Genomic DNA, 16471 nt, shown 5'->3' on the forward strand with positions numbered 1-16471 from the left:
TTTCCTCAATCCAGCAGCAGGCCGGCAATCAGCTCGCGCTGCGCATCGCCGTTGCCCAGGTAGAGTTCGCTGGCCTTGGCCCGTTTGAAATACAGGTGCACGTCATATTCCCAGGTAAAACCCACGCCGCCATGCAACTGGATGGCGCTGCCGGCGTTGAAGAACAGGGTGTCGGAGCAGTAGGCCTTGGCCATGGCGGCGGCTTCGGGCAGCTCTGCAGCCAGCGCCGGGTCACCGTCAGCGCTCAGGGCTTCCTGGGCGACGCAGGCGGCGTAGTACACCGCCGAGCGCGCCACTTCGCACTTGAGCTGCATGTCTGCAGCCTTGTGCTTGAGCGCCTGGAAACTGGCGATGGGGCGGCCGAACTGCACCCGCTCCTGCATGTAGGCCACGCTCATGTCCAGGGTCTTCTGGGCGGCGCCCATCTGCTCGGCGGCCAGTGCCACCTTGGCCAGATCGATCAGCGTGCACAGTGCCGCGCCGCCCTGCCCGGCCTCGCCGAGCAGGGCGCTGCCCGGCACCTGCACGCGGCTGAGTTGCAGCGCGGCCTGGCGGCGGGTCTGATCCATGGTGGGCAGCCACTGGCGCTGTATGCCCGGCGTGGAGGCCGGTACCGCGAACAGGGAGATGCCGTCGGTGCCGCTGGTGCCCGGCTGGCGGGCGGCGATGATCAGCAGGTCGGCGGTATGCCCGTCGATGACGTAGCGCAGCTCGCCGTCCAGCTCGAAGCCGTCGGCGCCGGGCCGCCAGGTGGCGGTCACCGCGTTGCAGTCCCATTGCCCGCCGTGGTGCGCCGCCTGCGGGCCGGTCCAGGCCAGGGTCGCGGTCAGGCTGCCATCGACGATGGCTGGCAGGTATTGCTGCTTCTGCTCGTCGTTGCCCGCCACCAGCAAACTGCTGACACCCAGGCAGACGGTGCTGAAGAAGGGCGAGCACAGGAGTACCCGGCCCATCTGTTCCAGCACCGCGCAGAGTTCGACATAGCCCAGGCCCATGCCGCCGTACTGCTCCGGCACGCTGATCGCCTGGAAGCACAGTTCCTGGCAGATGCGTTGCCAGAGTTCCGGGTCAAATCCCGCTTCGGTGGCCATGGCCTGGCGCACCGCGGCCGGGGTGGACACGTCCTCCAGGAAGGCCCGGGCGGTGTCGCGGATCATCTGCTGCTCTTCGGTGAAACGGAATTCCATGGCGATTCCTCCGAATCAGGCGCCGTATACCGGCTGCGCTGGAATCTCGGCCGCCAGCAGGGCCTGCATGGCCTCGCCCACTTCGGCGGGCAGCCAGCGGGCGCCCTTGTCCACGCCCTGGGTAGTACGCCAGCCATCGGCGATGGAGATCTTGCCGCCTTCGGATTCGAATACCCGACCGGTGATGTGGGCCGCCTCGGCGCTGGCCAGCCAGGCCAGCAGCGAGCTGACGTTTTCCGGGGCCCAGTAGTCGAAGCTGCCGTCGTCCGGTTTGGCCATGCGGGTCGCCATGGATTCGACCGCGGTGGTCATACCGGTGCGGGCCGCCGGGGCCACGGCGTTGGCGGTGATACCGTAGCGGCGCAGCTCGGCGGCCTGGTTGAGGGTCAGCGCGGCGATGCCGGCCTTGGCGGCGGCGTAGTTGGACTGGCCGATGGAACCCTGCAGGCCGGCGCCGGAGGTGGTATTGATGATGCGCGCATCGACCCTGTTGCCGGCCTTGGCCTGGTCGCGCCAATAGTGCACGGCGTGGGAGCTGATGCAGAAATGGCCCTTGAGATGCACGGCCATGATGGTGTCCCATTCGGCCTCGGTCATGGAGGCGAACATGCGGTCGCGGTTGACCCCGGCGTTGTTGACCACCACATGCAGGTCGCCGTAGGTCTCGATGGCCTGCTTGACCGCATTCTCGCTGTCGGCGTAGTGGGTGATATCGGAGGTGTTGACCACTGCCCGCCCGCCCGCTGCAACGATCTCGTCCACCACCTTCTGGGCGGCGTCACGGTTGATGTCGTTGACCAGTACGCAGGCACCTTCACTGGCAAACACCCGTGCATGGGCCGCACCCAGTCCGCCACCGGCGCCGGTGATGATGACTACTCTGTCGTTAAGAATTCCCATCTCTGTTCCCCTGTTCGTGTGCCGACGCCGCCCAGCGGCGCTGTCAGGCGTGGGGAATGATTGTTGCCAGCGGCCCCTTTGCAATCATCGTCCATAGAGACTAAAGGGCCGAGTTGACGGGTGCGCACCGCGCACGCGGGGCTAGCGCTCCGGCCTGAACCGCTGTTCCGGCTGGATGATTACCGGCGTTGGACGTTGCTCCAGGTGGGCGATATCGCCCAGCCCGAGGGAGACAATGCTGTTGAGCATGACCCTGACCAGCTCGGCCTGGCGCTTGATGCCGGTCTTGGCGAAGATCGAGCGCAGATGCGCGCGGGCGGTGTTGCGGGTGATACCGAGCTTCTCGGCGGTTTCCTCCAGCGACAGGCCGTTGGCCAGCTCCAGCGCCAGGGTGGTTTCGGCCGGGGTGAAGGCGAACAGCTCCTGGGCCACCTTGCTGCTCATTTGCACGTCGCCCACCGCATCACGCACATAGACCATGACCACCGGCTGGCCGCGCCCTTCCATCCATCCGGAGCTGCGGATGGGCTCGATGACTACGCCCAGGCTCACCTGGCCGGATGGCCGAGCCACGGATATCGCGCCGGAGACCGCCTGCGCGGTACGCAGGTCCCTGGATTCGGCGGCATAGCGGATGAACCGGTACAGCTCGCGGTTATCACTGGGGTAGCTGGCCTCCAACCGCGAGCCGACCAGCTTCAGCCCGTCGGCTTGGGCCAGCAGGCTCCGCGCCACCGCATTGAGTTGCAGCACGTTGCCCGCCTCGTCCAGAACCAGGCTGGCAATTGACAACCGATTGACCGCCTCGGAGTAGAGATTGCCCATGGACTCGCGCCGTTCCAGCAGGTCATGGAAGTCCAGGCTGCTGCGCAGATGCGGCAGCAACCGCGCGCACAGCGCCCGGTCCTCCTCGGCAAAGGCAGGCTGGCCATGGCCTCGGGAAATGCGCAGGCCGATGATCCCCGACTGGGTGCTCAGATCCGCGCCCATGACATGGTAGGCGTCACTGGGCCGGGCGTATTCCCGGTAGTAGCGACTGCTTTCCCATTCGGCCCTGCTCATCAGGTCTTCGATGCAGAACACCCGGTCCACCGGCAGCCGCGCCAACGGTGTATCCCCGGGGAAATACTTGAACAGCGCTACCCGGCCTTCCACCTGATGACTGCCGGCCACCAGCATCAGCGCCACGTCCTCCGCCTCGGAGATATGCAGGATGAGCGATACGAAGTTGGCCGCGAACAGGCCGCGCAGCTCTTCCAGGGCATCATGCAGATGCTCGGTATGCAGTGCGCCCGAGTAGATCTTGCCGACGATGCGGTCATACTCGTCCAGCGATAACCGGGAGGAACGAGTTGCTTCAGTATTCACCGACATCAGAGCCCCCTTGCGATGCTGCACGCGCCCTGCGCAGCTCAGCTGCCCCCTAGCCTGGGGGCAGTCGAGCCGCCACGGTGCTGCTACAGCCGCTCGATAATGGTCACGTTGGCCTGCCCGCCGCCTTCACACATGGTCTGCAGGCCGTAGCGGCCGCCGCTGCGCTCGAGCTCATGCAGCAGGCTGGTCATCAGCCGCGCGCCGGTGGCACCGAGGGGGTGACCGAGAGCGATAGCGCCGCCATTGACGTTGGTTTTCGCGGGGTCGTAGTCCAGCTCTTTCTGCCAGGCCATGACCACCGAGGCGAAGGCTTCGTTGATCTCCACCAGGTCGATATCGGCCATCTGCATGCCGGCCCGTTGCAACGCCTTGCGGGTCGCGGCGATGGGCGCGGTCAGGTGCCAGATCGGGTCGTCGCCCATCACCGTCAGGTTATGCACCCGCGCCCGCGGGGTCAGGTTGTAGCGTTTCAGCGCCGCTTCCGAGACCACCAGCATGGCGGCCGAGGCGTCGCAGGTCTGGCTGGATACCGCGGCGGTGATATCCGGGAACTGCGGATCGACCGGCTCCAGCGACGCCATCTTCTCCAGGGTGGTCTCCCGGGGCGTTTCATCCACGGCCAGGCCGTTCAGGGCCACGATTTCCCGCTCGAAGCGCCCTTCGGCGATGGCCTGCAATGCACGGCGGTGGCTTTCCAGGGCGAAGGCTTCCATCTCGGCCCGGCTGATCTGCCAGTGGCTGGCGATACGCTGGGCGGAATAGAACTGGTTGACCGGCTGGCCGCCAAAACGCGCCTGCCAGCCCTGGCTACCGGAAAACGGGTCGGGAAAGCCTAGCGGCTGGCCGGCCAGCATGGCCGAGGAAATCGGAATCTGGGTCATGGTCTGCACGCCGCCCACCGCCACCACATCCTGGGTGCCGCTCATCACCGCCTGGGCGGCGAAGTGCAGCGCCTGCTGGGACGAGCCGCACTGGCGGTCCACGGTGGTGCCGGGCACGTTCAGCGGCAGGCCCGCAGCCAGCCAGCTGGTGCGGGCAATGTCCCCCGCCTGGGAGCCGATGGTATCCACGCAGCCGAAGATGACGTCGTCATACTCGTCGGCGGGAATGGCGTTGCGCTCGACCAGCGCCTTGAGCACATGGGCGCCCAGGTCGATGGCATGCACATTGGCCAGGCTGCCCTTGCGCCGGCCGGTGGGGCTGCGCAGGGCGTCAACGATATAGGCTTGGGCCATGATTCACTCCCCGAAGGTGAATTGCGGGCCGATAGGGGCATCGGCCGCGAGGATGGCATTGGCCACCCGGGATTTATGGAAAGCGCGATCGCCCCAGGACGAATCCAGTGCCCAGGCGCGTTTCATGAACATCTGCAGGTCGACTTCCCAGGTGTAACCCATGGCGCCATGTACCTGGATGCCGTGGCGACCGGCCAGCCAGGCCGCTTCGCAGCAGGTCAGCTTGGCGTGGGAGACGTGCAGGTCGGCATTGGCCTCGTTGTGCGCCAGCGCATGGGCGGCGCGATACAACACCGGCTTGGCAAACTCGATCTTGCCCGCCACATCAGCCAGGTGGTGCTTGACCGCCTGGAAGCTGCCGATCGGCTTGCCGAACTGCTTGCGCTGAACCACGTAGTCCACCGACAGGTCGAGCATGCGCTGGGCCAGGCCCAGGCTCTGGCCGGCTACCGCCAGCGCGCCGCGGTTGAGGGTTTCGGCCCAGACCCCGTGGCCCTGCTCGGCGCCCAGCACCAGACTGTCGGCGCTGGGGTTGAAGTTAACCCGGCTCAGCCGCCGCGAGCTGTCGATGCTCGGGTTGCGTTCGTAGCCGATGGCGTCACGGCGCAGGCCGTGCACTTCGCCCTGGTGCTCCAGCAGTACCACATCCGCCAGGTGCACATCGGCGATCAGCGGGTTGACGCTGTGCCCCACCGCAATGCGGACGCTGCCCTCGGCGATGCGCCCAAGCATTTCGTCCCGGCGCGGCGTGCCTTCGGGCAGTGCCCGGAGCAGGCCGGTGGCAACATAGGCGGTGTCGGCCATGGAGTCCGCGATGGCGTAGTAGCCCAGCTCCTGGGTCAGCAGCGACCAGGCGATATCATCCATGCCCAGGCCGCCTTGTTCTTCGGGTACCGACAGCGCGGTCAGGCCCTGCTCGGCCATCTTGCGGCGCAGCTCCGGCGAGCGTCCGTCATTGGTATCCCAGATGTCGCGCAGCATTTCCGGCGGCGCCTCGGTCATCAGGAAGCGGCTGATCGCTTCGCGAAAGGCCAATTGGTCTTCGGTAAAGGTAAAGTCCATGTCGGCTTCCTCAGGCTTTCGGCAGACCGAGCATGCGCTCGGCAATGATGTTGCGCTGGATTTCATTGGTCCCGGCGTAGATCGGGCCGGCCTGGGCAAACAGGAAGCCCTCCAGCCAGCTGCCGTGGTCCACCGCTTCCGGCGCCTGGCCGGTCAGCTCGCCGTAGGGGCCGAGGATGCGCATGGCGGTTTCGTGCATCTTCAGGTCGAGTTCCGACCAGATCACTTTGTTGATACTGGCCTCGGCGCCGATCTTGGCACCCTTCTCGACCAGGCCGACGGTATGGTAGGCGGCGTGGGCGTAGGCTTCGGCGCCCATCCAGCTCTCAATGACCGCATCGCGCACCCCGGGATCGCGCTCGGCGACCTGCGGGTTGGCCTTGTACAGGTCGACCAGGCGCCGGGCGGTCTGCTGGAAGCGCGCCGGTGAACGCAGCAGCAGGCCGCGCTCGAACCCGGCGGTGGCCATCGCCACATGCCAGCCCTGGCCTTCGGCACCCAGCAGGTTACCGACCGGCACCCGCACGTCGTCGAAGAACACTTCGGCAAAGGCGTCCTTGCCGTTCAGTGCCTTGATCGGGCGGATGGTCACGCCGGGGCTGTCCAGCGGTACCAGCAGGTAGCTCAGGCCATGGTGGCGGCTGCTCTGCGGGTCGGTGCGGAACAGGCCGAAGATCCAGTCGGCGAAGGTCGCCCGGGTGGACCAGGTCTTCTGGCCGTTGATCACGAATTCATCGCCATCGCGCAGCGCCTTGCTGCGGATCGCTGCCATGTCGGAGCCGGCATTGGGCTCGGACCAGCCCTGGGCCCACATGTCCTCGCTGGAGGCAATGCGCGGCAGGAAGTGGCGCTTCTGCTCCTCGGTGCCGAATTCCATGAGGGTCGGCCCCAGCAGCAGCTGGCCGTTCTGGTTGACCCGCATCGGCGCGCCGGCGGCGTAGTATTCCTCTTCGAAGATCAGCCACTCGATCAGGTCGCAGCCACGGCCTCCCAGGTGTTCCGGCCACATGACCATGGACAGGCGGCTGTCATACAGCTTGCCTTCCCAGGCCCGGTGTTCCTCGAAGCCCTCGCGGGTGTCATAGCTGGCCAGCGGCTTGTTCGGCACATTGGCCTTGAGCCAGGCGCGCACTTCGGCGCGAAAGGCTTGTTGTTTGGCGGTATAGGTCAGTTGCATGGCAGGTTCTCAGAAGCTGGCGTCGCGCTTTTCAACGAACGCGCGGCGAGTCTCGGCGGAGTCCGGCATGGTGTAGGCTTCCAGCGTGAAGCCCTGCTCCCAGCGGTACTTGTCTTCCAGGTTGCCGTCTTCGATACCGTTGAGGGCTTCCTTGGCGATGCGGATCATCGCCGGGCTCTTGGCAGCGATCTTCGCCGCCACGTCACGGGCCGTGGCCGCCAGCTCATCGCGCTCCACCAGCCGTTCGATGAAGCCGTACTGCATGGCGTCCGGGGCGGACACGGTCTCGCCGGTGAAGTACATGTAGCGCACCTTCTGCACCGGGAACAGCCGCTGCAGGTGCGCCCCGCCGCCCATGGCGCCACGGTCCACCTCGGGCACGGCAAAGGTCGCGCAGCGCGAGGCGATGAGGATGTCCGCCGCACCGGCCATGCCGATGCCGCCGCCCAGCACGAAACCGTGCACCGCGACGATCACCGGCACCGCGCAGCGGTGGATGGCCTTAAAAGTGGCGTAGTTGCCGGCGTTGACCCGCACGATGCGCTCGGGATGGGCGTCCAGTTCCTTGATGTCCACACCGGCGCAGAAGCCGCGCCCTTCCGAGCGCAGGATCAGCACACGCACTTCGGGGTTGGCACCCAGCGCATCAATCTGCGCCGCCAGGGCCAGCCACTCGTTGCTGTCCAGAGCATTGACCGGCGGCTTGTTGATCACCAGCTCGGCAATGCCCTGATTGATTTCCACGTTGAATGCGGGGTTCATGCCTGGACTCTCTCTGTCGGGTCGGCGGCCACTGCCGCCGGGGTGGAATGCATGCGTTGAAACAGGCGCTGCAGGCAGGCCTCGGCCTCGCTGGCGATCTCCTGGATGATCTCCTCGCAGCTCTGCAATTCATTGATCGCCGCGGCGACCTGGCCACTGGGCAGAATTCCCTCATCGGGAAAACCCTCGACCATCGACCGCTGCAGCAGCACCGGCTGGTTGGCCGCCATGACCACCTGGGACATGGCGCCCGGGTCGTCCTTGATGGCGGTAAAGAAGGTGCGGATCATGTGGCCGGTGGTCATGCCGGTCTGGGCTTTCCACTTGCGCGCACTGTTCAGTGCAATCCACAGCCGGCCGATCGGGCCAGCCGCTTCGAGTTTGTTGATGAAGGGATTTTCCACCATCCGGTGGCGCATGCCGTCCACCGCCAGGGTGACGCGGATCTGCTGCGTATCCCGGGTTGCCAGATAGCGTTGCAGCGTGGCCTTCGGCGTGGGTGAGTCGCTGCTCATCATGAACCGGGTGCCCATGGCGATGCCCTCGGCACCGGCGGCCAGCGCCGACGCCAGCCCGCGACCGGTGGAGAAGCCGCCGGCGGCAATCACCGGCACATCCACCGCCGCCAGGACCTGGGGCAGCAGGATGGTGGTGGGCACGCCGCCGGTATGGCCGCCGCCCTCACCGCCCTGGATGGTGATCATGTCGGCACCCAGCTCCACTGCCTTGAGCGCATGCTTGAGCGCACCCACGGTGGGGATGCACAGCACACCGGCCTCCTTGAAGCGGCGGATAGTGTGCTGGTCCGGCCCGCGACCATAGCTCACCGCCCGCAGCCGATACTGGATGGCCAGATCGACGCACTGGGCAGCATTGTCCTGGAACATGTGGAAGTTGAGGCCAAAGTTGCTGCCACCGGTGGCGGCAATCACCTTCTGGATCTCCGCTTCCAGCTGGTCGGCGGCAATGGTGGCGCCGGCGAGGAAACCGAAGCCCCCCGCGCGGGTAGTGGCGATCACCAGGTTGGCGTCGGACACCCAGCCCATGGCCGTCTGCACTATGGGATACCGGCAACCCAGCGCGTCGGTCAGCCGCGTTTGCAGGGCCCGCATCAGCCTTGCTCCCGCTCGGCCTGGGCCTTGTTGGCAGCGGCCATAGCCTTACCGTCGAAGCCGCCGAGCTTGTCGCCGGAAATCTGCTCGTTGTGCACGTGGGCAAAATGATGCCAGGCGAACACCGCCTCCATCCCGGTACGCTTGCCCTGCAGGTCCTCGATATGGTTGACCGCCTGCTTGGTCAGCGCCAGGCCCATGCGTGGCTGCTTGGCGATACGCTGGGCGATCTCCAGGGTCGCGCTTTCCAGCTCCTCGCGCGGCACCAACCGGTTGACCATGCCCAGCTCGTAGGCCCGGGCCGCCGGCATACGGTCGCCCAGCATGAGGAATTCCTTGGCGATACGCGGGTGCATCTCGAAGGCGTGGGCGAAGTACTCCACGCCGGGGATGCCCATGCGCACCACCGGGTCCTGGAAAAAGGCGTCGTCGCTGGCGACAATCAGGTCGCAGACCCAGGCCAGCATCAGCCCACCGGCGATGCAGCCACCCTGGACCATGGCGATGGTCGGCTTGGGCATCTCGCGCCAGCGCCGACACATGTTCAGGTAGACCTCCTGCTCGCGCACATAGAGGAACTCGCCACCGGGCTTGTTGGTGTGGTCCCACCACAGGTGCTTGTGCTCGAAGGACTTGGTTACATCCCGCCCGGGCGTACCGATATCGTGCCCGGCGGAAAAGTGCTTGCCGGTCGAACACAACACGATGACCTTGACCTCATCATCGTTGATCGCGCGGCGAAAACAGTCGTCCAGCGCGTAGGTCATCTGCGAGTTCTGTACGTTGTTGTACTGCGGGCGGCTCATGGTCACGATCGCCACGCCGTCCGCTACCCGATAGGACACCGGTTCCTCGGTCTCGTAGACCGCGGTGTCCTCACGCTCGACGAATTCGCTCATCCGCGCACCTCCTCCGCCGTACGGATACCGGCCGGATTGCCCTTGAGCTGGCGGGCCCGCAGGTTATGCGGATCCAGCCGGGCGATGCTCGCCAGTTGTTCGGCGGTCGGATGCGGGGTCTCGCCCAGGTTGTCGACCTTGAGCAGCGGGAAGCCGGTACGCTCCTGCACTAACGCAAAGTCCACCCCGGGGTGCAGCGACAGTACCCGCGCCGCGTGATCCGGGCCATTGAAGTCCATGACGCACAGGTCGGTGATCACCCGGCCAATACCCATCAGGTCGTTACGCATGCCTGGCTGCCAGCGCTCGGGGTTGAAGCCGACGCCGGAGACCATGTCTACCTCGCCTTCGACGAACACCCGCTTGCTGTGGTTGGGGATGTAGAAGGAGTTGAGGTGGTTGATGCTGTTCCCCGGCAGGCCGCGCACACCGAGCATGGCCACCTTGGGCTTGGCGTAGTCGCCGATCACCGACAGGTTGGTCTGCGCCCAGCGGTCGACTTGGGTCGGTCCGACCATGGCATGGCGGCGGCCGTGCCAGACGCAGTCGAATACCCGCTCGAAGGGCAGGTAGCCGGAGTACTTGGGCACATAGTCGCCACGCGGGCCGACCGGAATCGGCTCCTCGACCAGGAAGGCCTCGCTGTCGGTCATCAGCAGCTCGGGGCTGTGGCTGACCTTGGCCAGGCTGGCGCCCAGCCGGGGAATGATGCCCAGGCCCGAGGCCAGCAATTCACCGTTGTCGCGCCAGGCTTCCGAGGCAGCAACGATCATCAGTTCAGCCAGGCTGAAAGTATTGGAACTCATGGTCTCACTCCTCAGAACGTCGGCAGGGGCAGGCTGGCCATGCGCTCGGCACCGCCGTTGCGCTCGCAGTAGTCGGCTTCGCTGCAATTGACATAGGTATCCAGGTAGCGCTGCCAGCCGTTGTCTTCGCCGGCGCTGTCGCTGTAGTCCTTCAGGTGCTGCATGTCCCAGCCATAGGCGGGGCCGCAGGCGGTGGGGTGCGCGCCCAGTGGGGCTTCCACCACGCCGGTGACCATCGAGCGCTCGAAGGTGCTGAAGCGGGCGGTCGCCGCGTCCAGTTCCAGGCGCTCGACCACTTCTTCGGCGGACACGAAGCACTGCTTGGAAGCGCGGGCGACGTGGTGGTCGAAATACACGTCGTTGCCGGTAATCAGGGTGTTGCCCAGGCGATCCGCCTTGTTCACGTGGACGAAGGCCACGTCCAGTTCCAGCGCCGGCATGGCCAACAGCACTTCGCCGTCGGCATAGGGCGAGGTGATGAGTTTCAGCTCTGGGTTATGGGTCAGCACATCGGTGGCCAAGCCGGCACGGGCAGGCAGGAACGGCAGGCGCATGGCTGCAGCCTTCAAGCCCCACTGGAACAGACCTTCATCCAGCTCCATGACATCCAGGGTGCCGGCTTCCCGGGCCTTGCGGAAATAGGGCTCCAGCGGAATGGCGTCCATGGTGGCGAAGCCGAAGATCAACTTCTTGACCTTGCCAGCCGCGCAGAGCATGCCGACTTCCGGGCCGCCGTAGGCCACCACGGTCAGGTCCTTCACATCATTGCGCAGGATCTCACGCACGATCGCCATCGGCTTGCGCCGCGGGCCCCAGCCACCGAAACCGATGGTCATGCCATCGCGTAATTGTCCTACTACATCCGCAGCAGTCATCTGCTTGTTCATTATTGCTCCTCCTGCCGGCCGGCATTGAAGTCATGTCCCCAGATGCTGACCTTGGTGAATTCGAAAGCGGTGTGCTGGTTCCAATCGACCTGCAGCCCGCCGCAGCCGTACTCGAGATCGAAGCCGGACGGGGTTTTCATGTAGAACGAGGTCATCTTGTCGTTGAGGTGCTGCCCCAGGGTGGCGGACAGCGGTACGCCATGGGCTTGGCGCCGGTCGTGGGCGCGGCCGACTTCGGTCATGGAGTCAACCTCGACCATCACATGCACGCACTTGCTTGGCACGTCGTATTCGGCGATGGCCAGGCTGTGGTGCCGGGCGTTGCCGCAATGCAGGAAGTGGATGCGTGTCGCGGGCGCGTCGGGGGCCGGGCGGAAATTGAAGATGTCGGAGATTTCGAAGCCCAGCACGTTCTGGTAGAAGGCGGCGCACTCATCGAAATTCGGCGTCGGCAGGACGGTGTGACCCAGCCCCATGTCGCCGGTCAGAAAGCGCGGTACGCCCTGGGGGGAAACGAAGGGCTGACAGTCGGAGCGGTAGCCCCAGGTCAGCTCGTGCCGGTTGCCGGCCGGGTCCTGCAGCAGCGCGGCTTCGTTGACCTGACGCTGGGCGCAGAAAGCAGCGTCGGCCAGTTCATAGGCGACCGCGCTGGCATCCAGCCGAGCCAGCATGGCGTCGAAGGCGGTCTTGCTGCCCAGCTCCCAGCCGGAGGCCAGGTAGCGCGACTCGGCGCCTTCGACAATCAGCATGCGGAACGGACGATCGTCCATCTTGATATACAATCCGCCGCCGGCGGCCGGGCTGGTCATCATGCCCAGCACGTTTTCGGCATAGTGTTGCCACTTCTGCACATCACCAATCTGCGCGACAAAATAGCTCAGCGCTCGAATCTCACTCATGCCGCCACTCCTCATTCAGGGTCTTGAAGCATGGGTGGATTGTTGCCCTTGGGCGGCGGCGCATTCATCGTCCATTGAGACTAACGTTATGGGCTGCGGTGGGCGGGCATGTTGCGGTGAGTGTGTGCAAGGCCGTGCTGGGGTGCCCCTGCCACGACCGTTTGATGCCAGGGATGGCATCAACGAGCCCCCATGGATGGGTTCACGGCGTGTCGTGGCAGGGGCATACCAACGCAGAGGCCTGCACAGATCGCCAGCCACCCCTACCAAGACAAGCAAAAAAAAATCGCCCATGGCACAAACCGGTGGGCGATAAAGGAACCGACCCTGGACCCAGGCCGGGCAGCACAACAAACGCTTACATGTAGAGGATGACCAGGTCGTTGATCACCGCCGGGCGCTCCTGACCTACCACGTGGATGTTGCATTCCAGCACCATCTGGGTACCTCGCGGCAGTACCTCTACCGATTTGACCCGGGTGCGCGAGTGCACCAGCGAGCCGGCCGGTACGGGGCTGGGGAAGCGCAGGCGTTCGGAGCCGTAGTTCACCATGTTGGTGAAACCGGTCACCTCGAAGCTCAGCGGCACCTGCATGCGAGACATCAGCACCTGCACCAGGGCGCCATGGGCGATGGTGCCGCCGAAGGGGCTCTCCTTGCGGGCCCGCTCGGGATCGGTATGGATCCAGTAGCTGTCACCGGAGAGCTCGGCAAACTGGTTGATCAACTCCTGGTCCACCAGCACCTGGTTGCTCCAGTCGCTGAACTCGCCGGTGACCAGGGATTTCAGCGTCTCGATGTCCTTGACGTCGATCTTGCGCTTGGGCGGGCCGGACTCGGCCGCCGGTGCCTCGGGCGCCCTGACGACTTCGTCGCGCTCCTCCAGCGGCACGTCGGCGCCGGTATAGCGCAGCAGCACAGCGCCGTCGGCATTGACGGTGGCGCGCACCGGCTTGAGGCGCATGCCAACCTTGATCTGCCCGGGGTCGAGCCCGATCAGGGTAGTGTTCATGCGTACGCCTTCGTCGAGTTCGACCACCGCCAGTATCTGTGGCTCGGCACTGGCAAACTCGGGCAGGGTCGGTACCCGGGCCACGGTGTAGGTGTAGAGCGTGCCGGCGCCCGACACCTGCTTCCAGCTCAGGTCGTGGGACAGGCAGCTGCTGCAGTGGCGCCGCGGATAGAAGATCCAGTGCTGGCAGGCGTTGCACTGCTGCAACAGGATCTTGCCTTCTTTCAAGCCATCCCAGAAGGGTGCGGAAATTGCCGTTGGCAGCGGCATAGGTTTGTTGCTCATGCTCAAGCCCCCTGAAGAATCAATGCGCCCTGCTCGCTCATGACACCGCCGGTGCCCGAGACGAATACCTGATCACAGACCTTGAGCTGGCGATCACCGGCCTTGCCGGCTACCTGCTGGTAGGCCTCGACCACCTGGGAGAACCCGCCCGCCGACCCGGCCTGGCCGAAGCTCAGCTGCCCACCGTGGGTGTTCATCGGGAAGTTGCCCTTGTAGGTCAGGTCGTTGTCCAGGATGAAACGCATGCCCTCACCCTTGGCGCAGAACCCGGCATCCTCCAGGCTGAGCAGTACGGTAATGGTGTAGCAGTCGTAGATCTGCGCCGCGTGCATGTCGGCGGGCTTGAGCCCGGCCATGGCGAAGGCGCTGCGGGCAGCCGGACCGACCGGGGTTTCGGTCATGTCGGGCGAATAGCTGGGTGATTTGTAGCCCAGGCGTTCACCGAAGCCGGTGATATAGGCCGGACGCCCCTTGCTGCGGGCGGCCAGCTCCCTGGACGCGACGATCACCGCGGCGCCACCGGCGACCGGCATGACGATTTCAAGAATGTGCAGCGGATCAGCAACCAGCTTGCTACCCAGCACATCCTCGATGGTCAGTGGCTGCCCACGGAAGATCGCATCCGGGTGGGCCTGGGCATTGAAGCGCTGGTCCACGGCGATCTTGGCCATGGCGCGCTGGTCGTAGCCGTACTGCGCGGCGTAGCGCTGGGCGATCATGGCGTAGCCGGTGTTCTGGCCCATGTGGCCGTAGGGCAGGTCGAATTCGGCTTCCGGCGCACCGTATTGGGTGCTGTGGCCACCGAAACGCATGGCCCGGGCCATGGCCGACGGATCATCGTCCGGGCCGAAGGGTGCCATGCGCTGCGGGATCACGCAGAGCACGGCCTGGCAGATGCCCAGCTCGATGGCAGCGGCGGCGCGCCAGATCATGCCCACGGCGGTGGTGCCGCCCAGGTCCACGACCTCGGCGAAATTCAGTGCGATGCCCAGATATTCCGCGGCCATTGCCGGCACGAAACTGGAGGCCTCATGAAAATGCGGACCATTGATACACAGTCCGTCGATATCGCTGGCCTTGAGGCCGGCGTCGGCCAGGGCCTGCGCGGCCAGGTCCGCTACCTGCTCCAGGTGGAACATCTGCGGTGCGGTGGAATATTTTTCCGGCTTGTATTGCGCGGCGCCAACAATGGCGGCCGTTCCTTTCAAACCCATGACTGTCCCCTCATCGGCTGCGGGCGACCGGGAAAACGTCACCCTCTGCCCGGATTGTTGCGTCCCCTGCCCGGCGGCTCATCGTCCGTTAAGCCTACCTGGGGAGATTTTGTCGACCCCGATATAGCAAAAGGCCGGCCCCTTGCGGGAGCCGGCCTCTGTGCTTGCCGAGACGGTCCGGGATCAGCGGCCGAGGGCGCGCAGCCGGTCCGGGGTGAACTGGCTCGGATCCATTTCGCCCTTGTTCAGGATGGCCGCCCGCTCACGCTCGTTGAACAGCGTATAGCCGATATAGCTGCCACTGTTGAGGTCGTGGAAGAAGGAGGAGCCAGCCTGCCAGGCGCTGGTGTCCGGATGGTAGTAATAGTTGATGATCGCGTGCTTCCACAACTCCCCGCGGCTGTCGTAGTTGTCCGCCAGCACTGCGTGCCAGGTGTCCTCGTCGATGAACAGGCGGCGCTTGCCATACAGGTGCCGGCTGCCTTCCTTGACGTTGGCCTCGATCACCCAGACCCGCCGCAGCTCGTAACGCAGGAACTCGGGGTTGGGATGGTTGACGGTCAACAGGTCCGCGTAGCTGATGTCCTTGCTGTGCACCTTGTAGGCGTTGGCCGGAATGATGACCTCCTGCTTGCCCACCAGGGTCCAGTCGTAGCGATCCGGCGCACCGTTGAACAGGCGGTCCTCATCGATGGTCATCAAGCCGTTACTGCCGCCCAGCGGTTGGTCGTAGCCATAGCCTGGGGCCAGGCGTACCCGCCGCGTCCCGGTGTTATAGGACCAGGCGGTACGCGCCGAGGTGCGGTAGTTATAGGGCTCATGGTTCATCGAGAAGTTGCCGCGCTCACGCAGTGGCAGCAGTACCTCGGTGGTGCAGTAGGCCGAGACGCCGTCATCGGTATGCGGACGCAGGCTCGGATCCGGATCCATGGGCGGCGCCAGGCAGCGACCATGGGAACGGCCCCAACCAATGCTGCCACTGGCAGTTACCGATGCGATATCGCGAATCTCATCCTGGGTCCAGGCGCGGAACGGCAGTTGATGGTTCCAGAGCACTTCCATGGCGCTCTTCGGAATCGGGAAGGGAATGTAGCCCAGGCCGGTGTAACCGAAGCCATCATCGACGATCTCGGCATTTTCCGCGTTCCACCGGGCGCGCTCGCACGCCACCTCGGGGTAGGCAAATTCGCGCCGACCTTCATAGACGTTGATCTTGTAGGTGTCGGGATAACGCTTGAACATCGCCTGCTGGCCTTCAGTCAGCTTGTCGGCATGCTCGGCCACGTTGGCGGCAGTGATGACCAGGATCGGTTGGTCATCGGCAAAGGGGTCGACCGGATGGGCGCCGCTGTGCGGCGGCGCATCCCAGCCGGGCACCTTGCCCACATGGGTGCCCTTGAACTCGGGGATGCTGCCATCGGCGTTGGCGGCACGTTCAGCGCCGATACAGGTCAGGTCCTGGCCCAGGCGCGCTGCCTCCTCCGGGGATACGGCAGCAGTGGCCAGCCCAGCAAGACTCATGCTGATGGCGGCGGCCAGGGAAACTACTACACCATGTCTACTCATTATTCTTCTCCACAGGTATACGCAATCCATTATTACCCTGCCGGTTAGCGCCTCATCGTCTGATCAGACTAAGCCGGCGGATACAGGGAAAGTC

Annotated in this window: 15 protein-coding genes; all 15 read right to left on the minus strand. The window is 65.1% G+C overall.

The genetic code is table 11. The features are described from left to right. Positions 1–5 precede the first annotated feature (5 nt). Complete coding sequence (locus VG99_RS15915) at positions 6–1187, minus strand: acyl-CoA dehydrogenase family protein (RefSeq protein ID WP_044498430.1); 1182 nt, start codon at positions 1185–1187, stop codon at positions 6–8. 15 nt (positions 1188–1202) lie between these two features. Continuing rightward, entirely contained in the window at positions 1203–2087 is an 885-nt protein-coding gene (locus tag VG99_RS15920; RefSeq protein WP_044498431.1) for an SDR family oxidoreductase, read from the minus strand. A gap of 141 nt (positions 2088–2228) precedes the next feature. Continuing rightward, positions 2229–3461: a helix-turn-helix transcriptional regulator gene (locus VG99_RS04025; RefSeq protein WP_044498432.1), complete on the minus strand. Its 1233-nt coding sequence runs from the start codon at positions 3459–3461 to the stop codon at positions 2229–2231. 83 nt (positions 3462–3544) lie between these two features. After that, a complete protein-coding gene (locus VG99_RS04030; protein ID WP_044498433.1) occupies positions 3545–4696 on the minus strand; it encodes an acetyl-CoA C-acetyltransferase in 1152 nt (383 codons plus the stop codon). A gap of 3 nt (positions 4697–4699) precedes the next feature. Beyond that, positions 4700–5758: an acyl-CoA dehydrogenase family protein gene (locus VG99_RS04035; RefSeq protein ID WP_044498434.1), complete on the minus strand. Its 1059-nt coding sequence runs from the start codon at positions 5756–5758 to the stop codon at positions 4700–4702. 10 nt (positions 5759–5768) lie between these two features. Then, positions 5769–6935, minus strand: a complete 1167-nt coding sequence (locus tag VG99_RS04040) for an acyl-CoA dehydrogenase family protein (protein ID WP_044498435.1) — start codon at positions 6933–6935, stop codon at positions 5769–5771. 9 nt (positions 6936–6944) lie between these two features. Further along, positions 6945–7697, minus strand: coding sequence for an enoyl-CoA hydratase family protein (locus VG99_RS04045; protein WP_044498436.1), 753 nt, complete (start codon positions 7695–7697; stop codon positions 6945–6947). Further along, the gene (locus VG99_RS04050) at positions 7694–8809 is read right to left on the minus strand and encodes an NAD(P)H-dependent flavin oxidoreductase (RefSeq protein ID WP_044498437.1); all 1116 of its coding nucleotides are present in this window, start codon (positions 8807–8809) and stop codon (positions 7694–7696) included. The genes VG99_RS04045 and VG99_RS04050 overlap by 4 nt, the downstream gene beginning before the upstream one ends. Next, positions 8809–9708 (minus strand): enoyl-CoA hydratase, encoded by a 900-nt coding sequence (locus VG99_RS04055; protein ID WP_044498438.1) that lies wholly within the window; start codon positions 9706–9708, stop codon positions 8809–8811. Before VG99_RS04055 ends, VG99_RS04050 begins: the two co-directional genes overlap by 1 nt. After that, a complete protein-coding gene (locus VG99_RS04060) occupies positions 9705–10514 on the minus strand; it encodes a CoA-transferase subunit beta (RefSeq protein WP_044498439.1) in 810 nt (269 codons plus the stop codon). Before VG99_RS04060 ends, VG99_RS04055 begins: the two co-directional genes overlap by 4 nt. 11 nt (positions 10515–10525) lie before the next feature. Next, positions 10526–11401, minus strand: coding sequence for a CoA transferase subunit A (locus tag VG99_RS04065; protein ID WP_044498440.1), 876 nt, complete (start codon positions 11399–11401; stop codon positions 10526–10528). Beyond that, on the minus strand, positions 11401–12300 hold the full coding sequence (locus VG99_RS04070; protein ID WP_044498441.1) for a VOC family protein: 900 nt from the start codon (positions 12298–12300) through the stop codon (positions 11401–11403). Before VG99_RS04070 ends, VG99_RS04065 begins: the two co-directional genes overlap by 1 nt. A 358-nt stretch (positions 12301–12658) precedes the next feature. After that, positions 12659–13597, minus strand: coding sequence for a bifunctional OB-fold nucleic acid binding domain-containing protein/MaoC family dehydratase (locus VG99_RS04075; protein WP_044498442.1), 939 nt, complete (start codon positions 13595–13597; stop codon positions 12659–12661). 2 nt (positions 13598–13599) lie between these two features. Beyond that, on the minus strand, positions 13600–14811 hold the full coding sequence (locus VG99_RS04080; RefSeq protein ID WP_044498443.1) for a thiolase family protein: 1212 nt from the start codon (positions 14809–14811) through the stop codon (positions 13600–13602). A gap of 183 nt (positions 14812–14994) precedes the next feature. Continuing rightward, positions 14995–16377, minus strand: coding sequence for a DUF1329 domain-containing protein (locus tag VG99_RS04085; RefSeq protein WP_044498444.1), 1383 nt, complete (start codon positions 16375–16377; stop codon positions 14995–14997). Positions 16378–16471: the final 94 nt, after the last annotated feature.

Origin of the sequence: Pseudomonas saudimassiliensis, assembly GCF_000939975.1 — a bacterium.
Lineage (GTDB): Bacteria > Pseudomonadota > Gammaproteobacteria > Pseudomonadales > Pseudomonadaceae > Halopseudomonas > Halopseudomonas saudimassiliensis.

Bases quoted from the DNA above. Each gene is read 5' to 3' on its own strand.
- VG99_RS15915 (WP_044498430.1), bottom strand. From the start codon at position 1,187: ATGGAATTCCGTTTCACCGAAGAGCAGCAGATGATCCGCGACACCGCC.
- VG99_RS15920 (WP_044498431.1), bottom strand. From the start codon at position 2,087: ATGGGAATTCTTAACGACAGAGTAGTCATCATCACCGGCGCCGGTGGC.
- VG99_RS04025 (WP_044498432.1), bottom strand. From the start codon at position 3,461: ATGTCGGTGAATACTGAAGCAACTCGTTCCTCCCGGTTATCGCTGGAC.
- VG99_RS04030 (WP_044498433.1), bottom strand. From the start codon at position 4,696: ATGGCCCAAGCCTATATCGTTGACGCCCTGCGCAGCCCCACCGGCCGG.
- VG99_RS04035 (WP_044498434.1), bottom strand. From the start codon at position 5,758: ATGGACTTTACCTTTACCGAAGACCAATTGGCCTTTCGCGAAGCGATC.
- VG99_RS04040 (WP_044498435.1), bottom strand. From the start codon at position 6,935: ATGCAACTGACCTATACCGCCAAACAACAAGCCTTTCGCGCCGAAGTG.
- VG99_RS04045 (WP_044498436.1), bottom strand. From the start codon at position 7,697: ATGAACCCCGCATTCAACGTGGAAATCAATCAGGGCATTGCCGAGCTG.
- VG99_RS04050 (WP_044498437.1), bottom strand. From the start codon at position 8,809: ATGCGGGCCCTGCAAACGCGGCTGACCGACGCGCTGGGTTGCCGGTAT.
- VG99_RS04055 (WP_044498438.1), bottom strand. From the start codon at position 9,708: ATGAGCGAATTCGTCGAGCGTGAGGACACCGCGGTCTACGAGACCGAG.
- VG99_RS04060 (WP_044498439.1), bottom strand. From the start codon at position 10,514: ATGAGTTCCAATACTTTCAGCCTGGCTGAACTGATGATCGTTGCTGCC.
- VG99_RS04065 (WP_044498440.1), bottom strand. From the start codon at position 11,401: ATGAACAAGCAGATGACTGCTGCGGATGTAGTAGGACAATTACGCGAT.
- VG99_RS04070 (WP_044498441.1), bottom strand. From the start codon at position 12,300: ATGAGTGAGATTCGAGCGCTGAGCTATTTTGTCGCGCAGATTGGTGAT.
- VG99_RS04075 (WP_044498442.1), bottom strand. From the start codon at position 13,597: ATGAGCAACAAACCTATGCCGCTGCCAACGGCAATTTCCGCACCCTTC.
- VG99_RS04080 (WP_044498443.1), bottom strand. From the start codon at position 14,811: ATGGGTTTGAAAGGAACGGCCGCCATTGTTGGCGCCGCGCAATACAAG.
- VG99_RS04085 (WP_044498444.1), bottom strand. From the start codon at position 16,377: ATGAGTAGACATGGTGTAGTAGTTTCCCTGGCCGCCGCCATCAGCATG.